This window comes from Paraburkholderia sp. GAS206C (assembly GCF_050435645.1).
Classification (GTDB): domain Bacteria; phylum Pseudomonadota; class Gammaproteobacteria; order Burkholderiales; family Burkholderiaceae; genus Paraburkholderia; species Paraburkholderia phenazinium_B.
This window is the reverse complement of record NZ_JBNDKR010000011.1, coordinates 266,240-280,687: the sequence shown is the minus strand read 5'-3', so window position 1 is coordinate 280,687 and position 14,448 is coordinate 266,240. Positions and strand designations below refer to the sequence as shown.

The window sequence follows — 14,448 nt, the reverse complement described above, 5'->3', positions numbered from 1 at the left end:
GGGTCATAGCAATTCTGCCTCCTCCCGTACCTCGAGCACATAACCCATGCCGCGCACCGTATGCAGAAGCTTGGTGCGAAATGGACCGTCCAGTTTGGCGCGCAGGCGCTTGATGGCGGTTTCGACAACGTTCGTATGACTATCGAAGTTGACGTCCCAGACCAGTTCGGTAATCGCCGTCTTCGACAGGATATCGCCCTGGCGGCGTGCCAGCACGCTCAGCAGCTGGAATTCCTTGGCGGTGAGGTCGAGGCGCACGCCGTCGCGCGTGGCGCGCCGGCCAATCAGATCGACAAACAGATCGCCGACCGAAATCAGCGTCGATTCCTGCGAACGGGTGCGGCGCGCGAGAGCATGCAGGCGCTCCACCAGTTCGAGAAACGAAAACGGTTTGGTCAGATAGTCGTCCGCTCCTTCGCGCAGACCGCGCACGCGGTCGTTGATGTGGTCGCGAGCGGTCAGCATGATGACCGGTGTGGACTTGCGCATGCGCAGCGCCTTGAGCACGCTGAAGCCGTCGCGCTTGGGCAGCATCACATCGAGGACGATCACGTCGTAGTCGAACTCGGTGGCCAGATGCATGCCCTCTTCGCCATCGAGCGCAATGTCGACCACCCAGCCCTGCTCGGTCAAACCCGAGCGCAGGTAGTCCACCACCTTGTGTTCATCTTCGACGATGAGCAGTTTCATTCACGCCCCCTAATTCCTTACATTATACGAAACGCCCCGTTTTCCCGTGCGCGAGACGGGCACTCCCCCCTTTTTCCTGGTCATGCCCGGTCCATGCCGGGTACGTACCTGGCAATTGTCAGTTCGGATGGTTGTTCATTGCCTGCTTGTCCGTGACCGGTTGGCTGACATCCCAGCCGCCGCCCAATGCCTTTACCAGCGAGACCGACATGGTCATCTGCTGGCCGTGAATCTGCACATCCTGACGCTCGCTCGTCAGCAGCGACTGCTGCGCGGTGATGACGTCCAGATAGGCAACGAGGCCGCCCGAATAGCGGTCGTTGGCGAGCGACAGCAGGCTCTGCGCATCGACCACGGCCTGATGCGACTGTCTGGACGCGCCATCCAGCACCGACAGGCCGGTCACCCCATCCTGCACCTGCTGGAACGCGGTCAACACGGTCTGACGGTAATTCGCCTCGGCCTGCTGATAGCCTTCGCTCGCGAACTTGACGTTCGCCGAGCGGCGCCCGCCGTCGAACACTACCTGCGAAACAGCCGCGCCGAGCGTCCACATCAGACTGGGCGCGCTCAGCAGATCGGCGAAATTAGTGCTCTGCCAGCCGATACTCGGCGTGAGCGTCAGCGTCGGGAAAAAAGCCGCCTTGGCGACGCCGATCTGCGCATTCGCCGCAGCCATCGCGCGCTCCGCCGAGGCCACATCCGGGCGCCGTTGCAGCACATCGCTTGGCACACCTAGCGGAATTTCGGGCACCTTCGTCTCGATCACCTTGGGCTCGATCGAGAATTGCGGCGCCGGCACGCCGACCAGCGCGGCAATCGCATGCTCGAACTGCGCCCGTTGCACGAGCAGCAGTTGCGCCTGCACCTGGGTTGAATCCAGCTCCGACTTCTGCTGCAGCACGTCGAGCCCGGACACCGAGCCCAGATCGTGTTCCGACGTCACGTAGTCGAGCGCTTTCTGCTGCAGGACCACGGAGCGGTTTAACACGTCGATCTCGGCGTCGAGTTCGCGCAACGAGTAGTAGTCGCTGGCGAGATCAGTCGTCAGCACGAGTCGCGCATTGGCGAGATCGTCGGCTGACTGCTCGGCGGAGGCCTTGGCCCCTTCCACCTCGCGACGGATCCGGCCGAACAGGTCCGTGTCGTAGTCGATTTGCGGTCCGACAATCAGGCCGTTCTGCACGGTCGACTGGTTCGGCGTCGAATAGGTAGTGACCGGACGGTTCTTCGAGATCTTCAACCGCTCCGCCTGGCCGCCGAGATCGACCTCGGGTATCTCCTGCGCCGCGGTGTTGGCGAGCGTCGCCTTGGCTTGCTCGTAATGCGCGACCGCAGCGGCGAGTGTCTGGTTCTGGTCGAGCGCCTGGCCTTCCAGCGTATTGAGCGCAGCGTCGTTAAAGCTCATCCACCAGGTCAGATCCATCGGCGCGTGCGAGGGCTCTGCCACGTGCCAGTAAGAGTCGGTGCGCCACTCAGGCGGTGCATCGGCATGCGGCTGATGGTAATCGGGGCCCACGGTGCAGGCTGCCAGCAGCGCAGCCCCCACAGCCGCAGCCATCATACGCAGCGGCGGCACGGCGATCGGGCACCCGCGCATCACGCCGCCCCCTTGTTGGTGGCCGACGGCTGCTGGACTTGCACGTGATCGCCATCGGCAATCGAATCGCTCGGGTTGATGATGATCTTGTCGGTCGGCTCGATGCCGCTTTCGACTTCGAGCGTGTTGCCGAGATCCTGTGCAATCACGACCTTGCGCAGATGCACGATACCGTTGCTGTCGACAACGGCCATCTGCGTACCTTGTGCGCGGAACAGCAACGCATTGCCCGGCACGAGGATATTGGCGTGCGTCGTCGACGGTACTGCAACCTGCACATAGGCTCCCGGGCGCAGCGCGCCGTCCGCATTCGGCAGACGCACTTCGATCTGCAACGAACGGGTCGGCACGTCGATCGCACCGGCGATGTGCGTGATGGTGCCGTGGAACTGCTTACCCGGCAATTCGGCCTGGGTCACCACGACCTCCTGGCCGACTTTCACGTTCTGCGAGTAAGCCTGCGGCATCTGCACATAGACGCGCAGCGGATCGGACTGTGCCAGCGCGAACAATGCGCGGCTCGTGCCGCTGCCGGCATCGATCAGGTCGCCGACATCCACGTTACGCTGCGTCACCACGCCGTCGAACGGCGCCACGATCCGCTTGAACGATTCGAGCTGGTTCAGGCGCCGCACGTTGGCGTCCGCCGCGGCGAGATTCGCCAGGTCCTGCGTATAAGTGCTCTGCCGCTCGTCCAGTTCCTGTTGCGAGACCGCATCGCGCGTGCGCAGCTGCTGCCAGCGCTCGTATGAACTCTTGGCGAGGCCAAGGCTCGAGTTGATCTGATCGCGCTGTGCCTTGGCCTGCTGCAGTTCCTGGTCGATTTCCGGCGTGTCGAGATCGGCCAGCAACTGCCCCGCCTTCACGTGCGCGCCGATATCGACGTACCAGTGCAGCAGATAACCGGTGGCGCGCGCGAAGATCGGCGATTCGACATAGCCGCGCAGCGTACCCGGCAGCAGCGTATTACCGCTGCCGTCGGCCTGTTTGGGCGTCACCACGTTCACGTATTGCAACGCGTTCTGCTGGGTCGTTTCGGCCACCGAACGGTTTTGCAGGATGTCCGCCACCACGGTGCGCAAGGCACCGAGCGCAAGCAGCACGAGCACGATCCAGATCGCGATCTTGGCGCGTTTCCATTCCTGGTGGCGGGGCGGCAAAGCGTGCCCATCCTCAGTGTCCCGCGCGGGGATTGCTAGCGAAGCATGAGTTTTTTCGGTCATCTCAGTCAGCCGTCATTTAACGTTACGCGTGCTTGCCATCGCCGGCGCTAGCGCCGTCGTCGGGGCCCTGCTCGCCATGCGCGCCACCGTTACGGCGAGCGAGGCGCGTATGGATCGCCGCAAAAACCAGCGGCACAAAAAAGAGCGTTGAAATCGTTGCAAACAGCAGGCCGCCGATCACCGCACGGCCAAGCGGCGCATTCTGCTCCGCCCCTTCGCCGAGACCCAGCGCCATCGGAATCATGCCGATAATCATGGCGAAGGCCGTCATCAGCACCGGGCGGATCCGGCTCGCACCTGCCTCGAGCGCCGCGGTCAGCGGCGGCGCGCCGGCGTGCAGGCGCTGCCGCGCGAACGACACCATCAGAATACTGTTCGCGGTCGCCACGCCCATGGTCATGATGGCGCCGGTCAACGCCGGCACGCTCAGGTGCGTGCCGGTGAGGAACAGCATCCACATGATCCCGGCCAAAGCCGCCGGCAACGCGCTAATGATGATCAGCGGATCGACCCACGACTGGAAGTTCACGACGATCAGCAGATACACCAGCACGATGGCCATCGCAACGCCCACGCCCAAACCGAAGAACGACGTGCGCATGGTCTGCACCTGGCCGCGCACCACGATCTGGCTGCCGCGCGGCAGCGTCGCACGGGCCTGCTCCACCAGCTTGTTCACCTGCGCCGCGACGCTGCCCAGGTCGCGTTTTTCGACACTCACATACAGGTCGATCACCGGCCGGATGTTGTAGTGCGACACGAGTGCGAACTGCGTTTGCGGCCCGACCCGCACCAGGTTGCCGAGCAGTTGCGTCGGCCCGTTGGCCGTCGCCGACACAGGCGTGCGCAACAACTGATCGATCGACGAGATGTCGTACTGCGGCGTCTGTATCGCCACGCTGTACTCGACGCCGTTCTTGTTGTTGAACCAGAAGCTCGGCGATGTCTGCGTGCTGCCCGACAATGAGATGAGCACGTTCTGCGCCACGTTGTTGGCGTTGAGGTTCAACTGCTGCAAGCGGGTGCGATCCATGTCCAGATTGATCACCGGCTCGTCGACCAGTTGCTGGATGTGCGTGTCCACCGTGCCGGGAATCAGCCTCACCTGCTTGTAGAGCTTACGCGCCACGTCGAAGTTGCCTTGCTGGTCGTTGCCGACAACCTGCACATCGATGGCGGCAGGCAACCCGAAGTTCAGGATCTGCGTCACGATGTCGGCCGGCTGGAAGAAAAATTCCACGCCCGGAAAGCGCTGCGGCAGGATCTGGCGCAGCTTGTCGACATAGGTCTGGGTAGGCTTGTGGTCCTCGTTAAGCGCCACCTGAATCTCGCCGTCCAGCGTGCCGATCGTGCCGGAATTGCTATAGGATAGGTTGATACCGCTATACGGCAACCCCAGGTTGTCGAGAATCGTCACCAGTTCTTTCTGCGGCACCACTTCACGTACAACCTTTTCCACTTCATCGGCAAGACGCGCGGTTTCTTCAATCCGCGTGCCGGTCGGTGCGCGCATGTGCAGACGGATATCGCCAGCATCGACCGCCGGGAAGAAATCTTCGCCGAGCACGAACACCAGGCCCATCGAAACTATGCAGAAACCGAGGAAGATGGTGCCGAACCTGCCGCGACGTACCAGCACGGTACTCAGGATGACGATATAAGCTGCACGCATGCGCTCGAAGCCGGCGTCGAAGCGATGGTAAAGCCGCATGAACAGATTTGGCTTGCTGCCCGCTTTCGGCGCGTGCGCGTGACCCATCAGCAGCATGGCGAGCGTCGGCACCAGCGTACGCGAGAGGATGTACGACGCGATCATCGCGAACACCACGGCTTCGGCAAGCGGCACGAACAGGTATTTCGCCACGCCCGTCAGGAAGAACATCGGCACGAACACGATACAGATACACAGCGTGGAGACGAGCGCAGGCACCGCGATTTCGCCGGCACCTTCGAGAATCGCCTCGTGCAGATCCGTGCCCATATGCAGGTGCCGTTCGATGTTCTCGATTGTCACCGTGGCGTCGTCCACCAGAATCCCGACCGCCAGCGCAAGGCCGCCCAGCGTCATGATGTTGATCGTCTGACCTAACGCATGCAGGACGATCAGCGAGGTGAGAATCGACAGAGGAATCGACACCGCAATAATGCAGGTGCTTCGCCAGTTGCCGAGAAACAGCAGAATCATCGCTGCGGTCAGCGCGGCCGCAACGAGCGCTTCGCGGATCACGCCCTGCACCGCCGCCTTCACGAACACCGACTGGTCGAACAGCGCCTTGACGTCGAGGTCAGGCGGCAAGGCGGCCCGCGCGGTGGGCAGCAGCGCCTTCAACGAATCGACGATCGCCAGTGTCGAGGCACTGCCGGTCTTGAGCACCGACATCAGCACGCCGCGATGGCCATCCTGGCGCACGATATTGGTCTGAGGAGAGTAGCCGTCGCGCACATGCGCGACCTCTCGCAGATAGGTGGTCGCGCCATTGAGCGTGCGCACCGGCATGTCGTTGAGGCCCGCGATCGTGGCGGGCGACCCGTTCATGTTGACGGTGTATTCCTTGGGCCCGATCTTGGCCGTGCCGGTTGGCAAAATCAGGTTCTGCGCGTTAAAGGCATTCACCACGTCGGAAGGCGTCATGCCTTTTGCGAGCAAGGCGCGCGTGTCCAGGTCGACTGAAACGAGCCGTGTTTTACCGCCGTAGGGGTAAGGCACGGCTGCCCCTGGGATCGTCACGAGTTGCGGACGCAGGAAGTTGAGCGCGACGTCGTTGAGATCCTGCTCCGACTCTTTCGGACTCGACAGGCCGAGCTGGATCACCGGAATACTGGATGCCGAATAGCTGATCACCAGCGGCGGCGTGGCGCCCGGCGGCATCTGCTTCAACTGCGCCTGTTCGACCGCAACCGTCTGGGCGATGGCGGTCTGAATGTTGGCGTTCGGCTGCAGGAACAGCTTGATGATCGTGATGCCGGCGAGCGATTGCGACTCGATGTGCTCGATGTCGTTCACCGTCGTCGTCAGACTCCGCTCATTGACGGAGGTGATCCGGTTGGCCATGTCTTCGGCCGACAGACCCGTGTAGCTCCAGATGATGCTGACGACCGGAATATTGATTTCCGGCAACACGTCGACTGGCGTCGTCAACAGCACGAACGGCGTCGCCAGCAGGATCAGAATAGCCATCACGATGAACGTGTATGGCCGCTTTAGCGCAACGTTGACAATCCACATTGAAACGCGCCCGAAAGAATTCTGGAAAGGATGAGAAGTCGCCGTGACCTGAACGTACGCGTCGTACGCGTTACGTTCACGCCGGATCAACGGTGACGTGCACGCATGACATCCGGGCGAATCACAAACGGATGAACGCCGCGTGCCGCAACGCTAGCGGACGCAATGCCAAACCGGTCGCCCCCGCTGACCGGCGAAGCCACACATGTCCCACGGTAAATCTGAGCCTATGCTAGTTGGTTGGCACCAACGTCTGCATGGCGCCAAAATGGCAAATCTGTCAGGAAGGAGAATGTAAGCTGACGGGTGTCGACGGCTGATTCTGCCGGCCTGACGGGCGAGCAAAAACGTGCTCAGCATAGCCTGTCCGTGTGACGACGAGCATCGGGTATGTTCCCACCTGGGCGGTCTGCGCGGGGTTGCGAACGGTGTGCATCGAGGTGGCTGTGATTTGCTCTATGGCTTCGAAACTCGCCTTGTATTATTGAACGATCAGTCATAATATTCGGACCAGTGTTGGGTCGATTGGCTTTTTGGTGTATGCGGTTCATGACGCGGCCGCTTGCAGGGTTTTCTGAATAAAACGCCACGAAATAACAGCGTTCAGATAAAACGTATGGACACGGACAGTTCCACGGCGAAGACGCCACGGCGGTTCGTCTTTATCTATTTTTTGACCATTCATTCATGAATAAAACACTCGAACCGTCCGTCGCCGTGAATCATGAATCCAGCGCTGCAGCCGCGCCAGGCCCACTCGTCGCCGCATATGGCAGCTATGCGAAAGGCCTGTTTTGCTGTCTCGTCGCAACGGTGTCCTTCGGACTGATGTTCCCGGTGATGACGAGTGCGCTCACTCGCATCGATCCGTTCTCCTTCACGTCGCTGCGCTATCTGGTTGCGGGAGCAGCATTTCTGATGCTGCTGCATCGCAAGGAAGGCAGCGCCGCTTTTCGTCTGCAAGGCGAACCGGTCGTGCTCGCGTGGCTGCTCGGTTCGATCGGCTTCGCGGGTTTTGGCGCATTCGTCTTTCTTGGCCAGCAACTGGCAGGACGCGATGGCGCGCTCACCGCGTCGATCATGATGGCCACCCAGCCCATGCTCGGGCTGCTCGTCAATTCGGTAGTCCGGCGAGTGTTGCCGCCGGTCTATTCCTTTCTGTTCATTCTGCTGTCGTTTTGCGGTATCGCACTGGTGGTGACCAAGGGGGATATCGGCGGGCTGCTGCACGAGCCACAGCATTACGCGGCCAATGCACTTATCGTGGCCGGCGCGCTCTGCTGGGTGATCTATACGTTCGGTGCGACGTTTTTCAAGCAGTGGTCGCCGCTCAGATACACGACGCTGACGATCTGGCTTGGCCTCACCACGATCATCGCACTCAACCTCGCGCTCTTTGCCGTGCACGCGATCGCGGTGCCGCGGCTCGCGGCGGTGGGCGCGATCACACCGCATCTGCTGTATATGGGACTTGGCGCGGGCTTTATCGGCATCCTCAGCTGGAATCTCGGCAACCGGATCCTGACGCCATTGAACGGGGTGCTTTTCATGGACGTCGTGCCGCTCACGACGTTTATCGTCTCGGCGTTGGCCGGCGTGATCGCCACGCCGGCGCAGATTGCCGGTGCCTGCCTGACCGGCGCCGCGCTGGTTCTCAACAATCTGTATTTGCGGCGCCGGGCGCGGCGGGTTACGGCTCTGGGATAATCCGGGGCAACTCGACCGCAAATACAAAGTCCCCGGAGGCACGAACGCACTCCGGGGACGAATCTCGTATCGCTCTCGTCAGACGATAGACACTTCCAGTCGCTTGCCCAGCTTGTTAAACGCCGCTTCAATGGCGTCGAGTTTGGACGAGTGACGCGGATCGAGTAACCGATCGACCTGCGGCATGTGTACGTCCAGACGACGTGCAAGTTCTGATTTCCTGATCCCTTGGCGCATCATCTCGTTGGCAAGCAAAACCTTGGAGACGACGAGTGCCGGCAACGTCACAACTGCTTGTCCTTTCTTCGGCTTTGAGGGAGCAGGAATTTCCCGCTTCTCATCGAAGTAAATCTCAATGGCGCTTTCCAGTGCGTCCAGTGCGTTAAGCAGCGCCTCGTCTTTATCGTCTCCGACCGATACAGCTTCGGGGATATCCGGGAAGGTCACCAGGTACGTGTTGTTCGTATCCAGCTCCAGTTTCACAGGATAAGACAGCATGGCGATTTGATTCTCCTGGTTATCACACCCATTGATAGAAGTGTGAGTCACACATCTATGCATACAACAACCTTTTGGCCCACCTCACGGAGCAGTTGTGAAAAAAACCTTCGCCGGGGCCGTCACCTCACTTGATACCAAGTTGCTTCTTGATCTGCTCAACTAACCCAGTTCCTATTTCCTTCTTGCCATGGTCCGGAAAAATCGTGGTCTTGCCATTGAGCGTTACCCGGAAGTGGCTACCTGTGGCGGGTTCGAATTCGGCACCTAGTTTTTTTAGCCACCGTCTGAACTCGCTATAACTCATAAACCTCCTCTCGTTTACAAGTTACGGCAATAATACAACATTTGTGTTGTGTTACACAAGAACGGCACAACAGATCTGTTGTGCCGTTCTTTTTCGTCTCTCGGGAAAGGGCTGCTAGACAGGCCGCGGGGGCCGACGCGATTGCCAGCGCAGTTCAGCCTGCACCGGGCGCCTACTTCACCACACTCCACTTCCCATACTTCGCTACCGCCTGTTCATCGAAGTCGAAACCAAGCCCCGGTGTCTGATGCAAGATGATCCTGCCGTTCTTGTGCGCGAGTTGCCGGTCGATCAAACGACGGAAGTTAAGCACCTGATCGTCCCAGAAGTACTCCACGTACCGGGCATTCGGAGTGGCCGCCACAAGCGGCGCATGCGCATCGTGGAACCAGTGAGGGCACATCACAACCCCATAGCTCGCCGCAGTCGCCGCGATGCGACGCCACTCGGTAATGCCGCCGCACACCAGCGCATCCGACTGCAGGATCGCCGCACCGCCCTTGTCGAGCAGTTCCTTGTGGTACCAGCGGCCGTAACCGATCTCGCCAGTGGCAACCGGCACACGCGTAAGCCTGGCGAGACGCGCATGATTATCGATGTCGTCCGGTGAAAACGGCTCTTCAATAAAGTACGGATCGAACTGCTCGATACGGCGCACGTGCTGCAGCGCTTGCGTGACATCGGCCCAGCCATTGTTGATGTCGATCATCAGTTCGACGTCCGGACCAACCGCCTCGCGTGCCGCCCTCACCCGTGCCTCCTCTTCGCGCGGCGAGAGACGTCCGCCCTTCATCTTGACGGCCTTGAAGCCCAGTTCGACGTAGCCCGCCATCTCCTCACCGAGCATTTCCGGCGTCTTGCCCTCCAGATAATAGCCACCGCTCGCGTAGGCCGGCACAGTTTCGAGTTCGTTGGCGCCGAGGTATTTGTGCAGCGGCACGCCGTGCGTGCGCGCATTCAGATCCCACAGCGCCGTATCGAGAATACTGATGGCACGCATCACCGTCCCGGCGCGCCCCTGCAGCAGCGCCTCCTGGTACATCGCCTGCCACAGGCCCTCCACTGCATAAGAGTCCTTACCGATCAGTACCGGTGCCAGCAATTGCTCCACCGCGATACGCAGCAGCTCACCGCCCGCACTGCCCACGTAGCAAAAGCCAATGCCCTCGACGCCGTCGCTCGAACGCACCTTTACGAGGCCATAGTGGCGGGTGGACACAGTACGGGTGGCAAACGAGGTGACGCGATCGAGCGGGACGCCGGCTGCGCAGACCGACACTGATTCAATTCTGGGCATTTGAACACTCCTCCATTTTTTGGGTACCGGTCCACGTGTTGCGCGGATCTGGCATGAACGCAGTGTGATAGCCGTGAGGCATCAAAAACAGTATGCTTTGGCTTCTTCAAAAGATAAAAGTTTTATTCGATGGACTCGCGCTATCTGCAAAGCTTTGTCTACGTGGTCGAGTTGGGCTCGATTGCGGAAGCCGCCCGCAGGCTCGATCTGACGCCTGCTGCGGTGGCGCAACGCGTCAAGATGCTCGAAGAAGAGCTGGGGGCCAAACTCGTGCGCCGCTCGGGCCGCACGGTGGGAACGACCGAAGCCGGCGAGCGCATTCTCGAGCGGGCGCGCGCCGTCCTGCACGACATCCGCGATCTGAAGTCGGATCTGAACGACGCTTCGGAGCTGGCCGGCGAACTCCGCCTGGGCGGCACGCCCACCATGATGACGAGCCTGATCCCTGACGTGCTCGGCAAACTGCTCGCGCGGCATCCGCAGATGGATATCTATCTGGAGCCGGGCACCTCGGTCGATCTGTACCGCAAGGTCGTCAATGGCGATCTGGATGCCGCAGTGCTGGTTCAGCCGCTCTTCGATCTGCCCAAAAGCTGCGACTGGCATACGTTTCGTGAAGAACCGCTGGTGTTGCTCACGCCAGCTTCAATGCAGGTGAGCGATGTGCACGAAGCACTGCGCAGCCAGCCATTCTTGCGCTACGACCGCAACGTGGTGGGCGGTCAGCTCGCCGACGGCTATCTGCATCAGCACGGCATCAAGCCGCATCAACGCTGCGAACTGGACGGGCTCGATGCGATTGCGGTGATGGTCGACCGTGGCCTTGGCGTGTCGTTGGTGCCGGACTGGCTGATGACCCGTTTTGGCGGTCTGGCGCTTGCCAAATGGCCGCTGCCGCATGCGTTCCCGAAACGCGTGGTGGGGCTGCTGTGGGGACGTTCGTCGGCGCGCATGCGGCTGGTGCAGGCGTTCCTGCAGACGGCGATGGATCTGGGGCTCGAAGCACCGGGGGCGCCGGCCGCGAGTCAACCCAAGGCTTAGGCCACGCCGGAGCCCGTATCCGGCCGTTTTCGGCGAACACATAAGCCAGAACACGAGAAAATGAAGGCAAACACAAAAATAATTAACGTTTGAAGCAACCGCGCCACTCTTCTTCGTCGTTTGCGGGCACGCAATACTGCATTGGCACCTGAATGCCCGGCATGGGTGCCACAGCCAGCCTGTCGCGGCCCGGCCCACCACGGGCCTATCGCGCCGAGACAAACGAGGTCCGGCCAGGCAGGCCGGCCAAACAGAAACCGAAGGAGACACGTCCCATGAGCATCCCCACTGATGTCCTGCCAGCCACGCAAACGCCGCCGGCCACCCAGGGCCAGGCTTCGCATGGCGCAGGCCTGCGTGGCGTCCTGGCGCCGGTCCTGACACCGTTCAACGCGGACGGCTCAGCCTCGGTGGGACGCTTCGTCAAACACTGCCGCGCGCTGCTCAGTCAGGGCCTGGGGCTGGCCGCATTCGGCACGAACTCGGAAGCCAACTCGCTCAGCGTGCCGGAAAAGCGCCAGTTGCTCGACGCCCTGCTCGACGCCGGCTTGCCGGCAGCGCGCATGATGCCGGGCACCGGCGCCTGCGCGCTGCCCGACACCATCGAACTGACGCGCCATGCAGTGGAGAGCGGCTGCGCCGGCGTGCTGATGCTGCCGCCCTTCTACTACAAAGGCGTGAGCGACGAAGGCCTGTTTCGCAGCTTCGCTCAGGTGATCGATACGGTGGCCGATGCGCGCTTGCGGGTCTACCTGTATCACATCCCACAGGTCTCTCAGGTGGGGCTCAGCTTCGGCCTGATCGAGCGCCTGCTCAAGCGTTATCCGGGCGTAGTGGCGGGCATCAAGGACAGTTCGGGCGACTGGAACAACACCGCCGGCATGCTGAGCGAATTCCAGCCGGAAGGCTTCGACGTGTTCGCCGGCAGCGAGACCTTCCTGCTCGCCACGCTGAAAGGCGGCGGCGCGGGCTGCATCACGGCGACCGGCAACGTCAATTCCACGGCAATCGCACACCTCGCCTCCCACTGGCGCGACGCCGACGCTCCGCAGCAACAGCAACGACTCGACACCACACGCGCCGTGTTTCAGCGCTTTCCGATGATCGCCGCCATGAAGGCCGCGATTGCGTGGCAATCGGGCGACGAAGGATGGGCCGCGATGCGGCCGCCGCTCGTCGAACTCGACGCCGGGCAGCGCCACGACCTGCACACGGGGCTGTCGCAGATCGGCTTTGAGATCCCAGGGGCGGCCTCGCTCGCCGAGCGTTAGAAGCCGTGAGACCGCTGCGCCGGACAGCGAACGGCGCTGCGCAGATTGGCGCAGCGCCACACAATAATTCGCCCGCACGCTCACTAAAACAACCCGCGTGACGGGTCAGGAGACACGCTTTGTTCACCCGTACCTCGCTTTCCCCCGCGCTCGAGGCCGACCCGGCCGATCTGCTGTTCCGGCGCGTCGCCTTCCGCTTCATGCCGCTGCTGTTTATCGGCTACGTGGTTGCTTATCTGGACCGCGTCAACGTCGGCTTTGCGAAGCTGCAGATGCTCAACAGCCTGCATCTGAGCGAGGCAGCGTATGGACTCGGCGCCGGCCTCTTCTTCATTGGCTATTTTCTGTTCGAAGTGCCAAGCAATCTGTTGCTGCACAAGCTCGGCGCGAGACGCTGGATTGCCCGCATCATGGTCACGTGGGCGCTGCTGTCGATGGCCAATGCATGGGTCAGCACACCGCTTGAATTCTACGTGGTGCGCTTCTTTCTGGGCGTGGCCGAAGCAGGCTTCTTCCCCGGCATGGTGCTCTATCTGACCTACTGGTTCCCGTCGCACCGCCGCGGCAAGATGGTTGCGCTGCTGATGGCCGGCAATCCGGTATCGGGGCTGCTAGGCGGTCCGTTGTCTGGCTATCTGATGCACGCGTTGCAAGGCACGTGGGGACTGGATGGCTGGCAATGGCTCTTCGTTGTCGAAGCGCTGCCTTCGATTGTCCTTGGCGTCGTCATCCTTCGCTACCTTGACGATCGCGTCGCGGATGCGACATGGCTCAGCGCCGCCGAGAAGAGTCAGATCCAGAGCGAAATCGACGCCGACGCAGCCGTCCGCACACATGGTTCGGTACGCGCGGTGTTCACCTCGGCGCGCGTCTGGCTGCTCTGCCTGATCCTGTTCGGCGTCGTGATGGGCTCGTACGCACTGGGCTTCTGGCAACCCACTATCATTCGCGCCACAGGCGTCAGCGACCCGCTCACGATCGGCCTTCTGACGACGATTCCCTATTCCGTTGCCCTGATCTCGATGATCGCGGTTGGCCGCAACGCCGACCGCACCCGCGAGCGACGCTGGCATATCGTGCTGCCTGCGCTGATCGCTGCCACCGGCTTCTGCATCTGCGCGACGAACGGCGATAGCTCCGCGCTCTCCATGCTCGGACTCACACTCGCCGCAGCGGGCGTGGTGACCGCGCTGCCGATGTTCTGGGCGCTGCCCACCGCATTTCTGGGCGGAACCGGTGCCGCCGCGGGGATCGCCTTGATCAACTGCACCGGCAATCTCGCAGGGTTCATCAGCCCGGCCGTGATCGGCTGGCTGAAGACGCTCACCCACACGTTGTCTTCGGGACTGTTCGTCGTGGCCGGTACGCTGACACTGTCCGCAGTATTGATTCTGGCGTTTATCCCCGCGCGGCTCGTCAACCGGTAGACAGGGTACGAGCGCGGCCGGCTTGCCAGTGATGGCCCCGGATTGATTGTGCTGCTCGCGTTGGCCCCAACTGTATCTGTGAGAACAGCGGCGGCGTCGTGCAGAATAGCCAGGCATACTGACCGGCCACGCGGAGGACTAATCCGTCCAGGCTAGCCACA

General features: G+C 61.6%; 11 protein-coding genes. 4 read left to right on the top strand and 7 right to left on the bottom strand.

Translation table 11 applies throughout. The annotated features are described in order from the left end of the window. Positions 1 to 3 precede the first annotated feature (3 nt). The 4 genes from P3T20_RS29690 to P3T20_RS29675 form a co-directional block, all read right to left on the bottom strand. Positions 4 to 690 carry a heavy metal response regulator transcription factor gene (locus P3T20_RS29690; protein WP_074268147.1) on the bottom strand — a complete coding sequence of 229 codons (687 nt, stop codon included), beginning with the start codon at positions 688 to 690 and terminating at the stop codon, positions 4 to 6. Positions 691 to 808: 118 nt separating this feature from the next. Then, positions 809 to 2,290, bottom strand: coding sequence for an efflux transporter outer membrane subunit (locus P3T20_RS29685; protein ID WP_074268146.1), 1,482 nt, complete (start codon positions 2,288 to 2,290; stop codon positions 809 to 811). Then, entirely contained in the window at positions 2,290 to 3,513 is a 1,224-nt protein-coding gene (locus tag P3T20_RS29680; protein WP_429288630.1) for an efflux RND transporter periplasmic adaptor subunit, read from the bottom strand. Before P3T20_RS29680 ends, P3T20_RS29685 begins: the two co-directional genes overlap by 1 nt. A 22-nt stretch (positions 3,514 to 3,535) precedes the next feature. Next, on the bottom strand, positions 3,536 to 6,739 hold the full coding sequence (locus P3T20_RS29675) for an efflux RND transporter permease subunit (protein WP_429288629.1): 3,204 nt from the start codon (positions 6,737 to 6,739) through the stop codon (positions 3,536 to 3,538). A 687-nt stretch (positions 6,740 to 7,426) separates the two neighbouring features. On the opposite strand from P3T20_RS29675, the gene P3T20_RS29670 reads away from it, so the two are divergent. Further along, a complete protein-coding gene (locus P3T20_RS29670) occupies positions 7,427 to 8,446 on the top strand; it encodes a DMT family transporter (protein WP_429288628.1) in 1,020 nt (339 codons plus the stop codon). 78 nt (positions 8,447 to 8,524) lie between these two features. Here P3T20_RS29670 and P3T20_RS29665 read toward each other — a convergent pair whose 3' ends face one another. The 3 genes from P3T20_RS29665 to P3T20_RS29655 form a co-directional block, all read right to left on the bottom strand. Further along, entirely contained in the window at positions 8,525 to 8,944 is a 420-nt protein-coding gene (locus P3T20_RS29665) for a type II toxin-antitoxin system HicB family antitoxin (protein ID WP_074268143.1), read from the bottom strand. Between the two features lie 127 nt (positions 8,945 to 9,071). Next, a complete protein-coding gene (locus tag P3T20_RS29660) occupies positions 9,072 to 9,251 on the bottom strand; it encodes a type II toxin-antitoxin system HicA family toxin (RefSeq protein WP_429288627.1) in 180 nt (59 codons plus the stop codon). A gap of 172 nt (positions 9,252 to 9,423) precedes the next feature. Continuing rightward, positions 9,424 to 10,548 (bottom strand): mandelate racemase/muconate lactonizing enzyme family protein, encoded by a 1,125-nt coding sequence (locus tag P3T20_RS29655; protein WP_429288626.1) that lies wholly within the window; start codon positions 10,546 to 10,548, stop codon positions 9,424 to 9,426. A gap of 129 nt (positions 10,549 to 10,677) precedes the next feature. On the opposite strand from P3T20_RS29655, the gene P3T20_RS29650 reads away from it, so the two are divergent. The 3 genes from P3T20_RS29650 to P3T20_RS29640 all read left to right on the top strand — a co-directional run bounded on the left by P3T20_RS29650 (position 10,678) and on the right by P3T20_RS29640 (position 14,287). Beyond that, positions 10,678 to 11,589, top strand: coding sequence for a LysR family transcriptional regulator (locus P3T20_RS29650; protein ID WP_074268140.1), 912 nt, complete (start codon positions 10,678 to 10,680; stop codon positions 11,587 to 11,589). Between the two features lie 275 nt (positions 11,590 to 11,864). Beyond that, positions 11,865 to 12,860, top strand: a complete 996-nt coding sequence (locus P3T20_RS29645) for a dihydrodipicolinate synthase family protein (RefSeq protein WP_429288625.1) — start codon at positions 11,865 to 11,867, stop codon at positions 12,858 to 12,860. A gap of 119 nt (positions 12,861 to 12,979) precedes the next feature. Further along, the gene (locus tag P3T20_RS29640) at positions 12,980 to 14,287 is read left to right on the top strand and encodes an MFS transporter (protein WP_429288624.1); all 1,308 of its coding nucleotides are present in this window, start codon (positions 12,980 to 12,982) and stop codon (positions 14,285 to 14,287) included. Positions 14,288 to 14,448 lie beyond the last annotated feature (161 nt).

Coding starts and splice junctions, on each gene's coding strand:
- P3T20_RS29660 (WP_429288627.1), bottom strand. CDS start 9,251: ATGAGTTATAGCGAGTTCAGACGGTGGCTAAAAAAACTAGGTGCCGAA.
- P3T20_RS29675 (WP_429288629.1), bottom strand. CDS start 6,739: ATGTGGATTGTCAACGTTGCGCTAAAGCGGCCATACACGTTCATCGTG.
- P3T20_RS29685 (WP_074268146.1), bottom strand. CDS start 2,290: ATGCGCGGGTGCCCGATCGCCGTGCCGCCGCTGCGTATGATGGCTGCG.
- P3T20_RS29655 (WP_429288626.1), bottom strand. CDS start 10,548: ATGCCCAGAATTGAATCAGTGTCGGTCTGCGCAGCCGGCGTCCCGCTC.
- P3T20_RS29670 (WP_429288628.1), top strand. CDS start 7,427: ATGAATAAAACACTCGAACCGTCCGTCGCCGTGAATCATGAATCCAGC.
- P3T20_RS29665 (WP_074268143.1), bottom strand. CDS start 8,944: ATGCTGTCTTATCCTGTGAAACTGGAGCTGGATACGAACAACACGTAC.
- P3T20_RS29690 (WP_074268147.1), bottom strand. CDS start 690: ATGAAACTGCTCATCGTCGAAGATGAACACAAGGTGGTGGACTACCTG.
- P3T20_RS29645 (WP_429288625.1), top strand. CDS start 11,865: ATGAGCATCCCCACTGATGTCCTGCCAGCCACGCAAACGCCGCCGGCC.
- P3T20_RS29650 (WP_074268140.1), top strand. CDS start 10,678: ATGGACTCGCGCTATCTGCAAAGCTTTGTCTACGTGGTCGAGTTGGGC.
- P3T20_RS29680 (WP_429288630.1), bottom strand. CDS start 3,513: ATGACCGAAAAAACTCATGCTTCGCTAGCAATCCCCGCGCGGGACACT.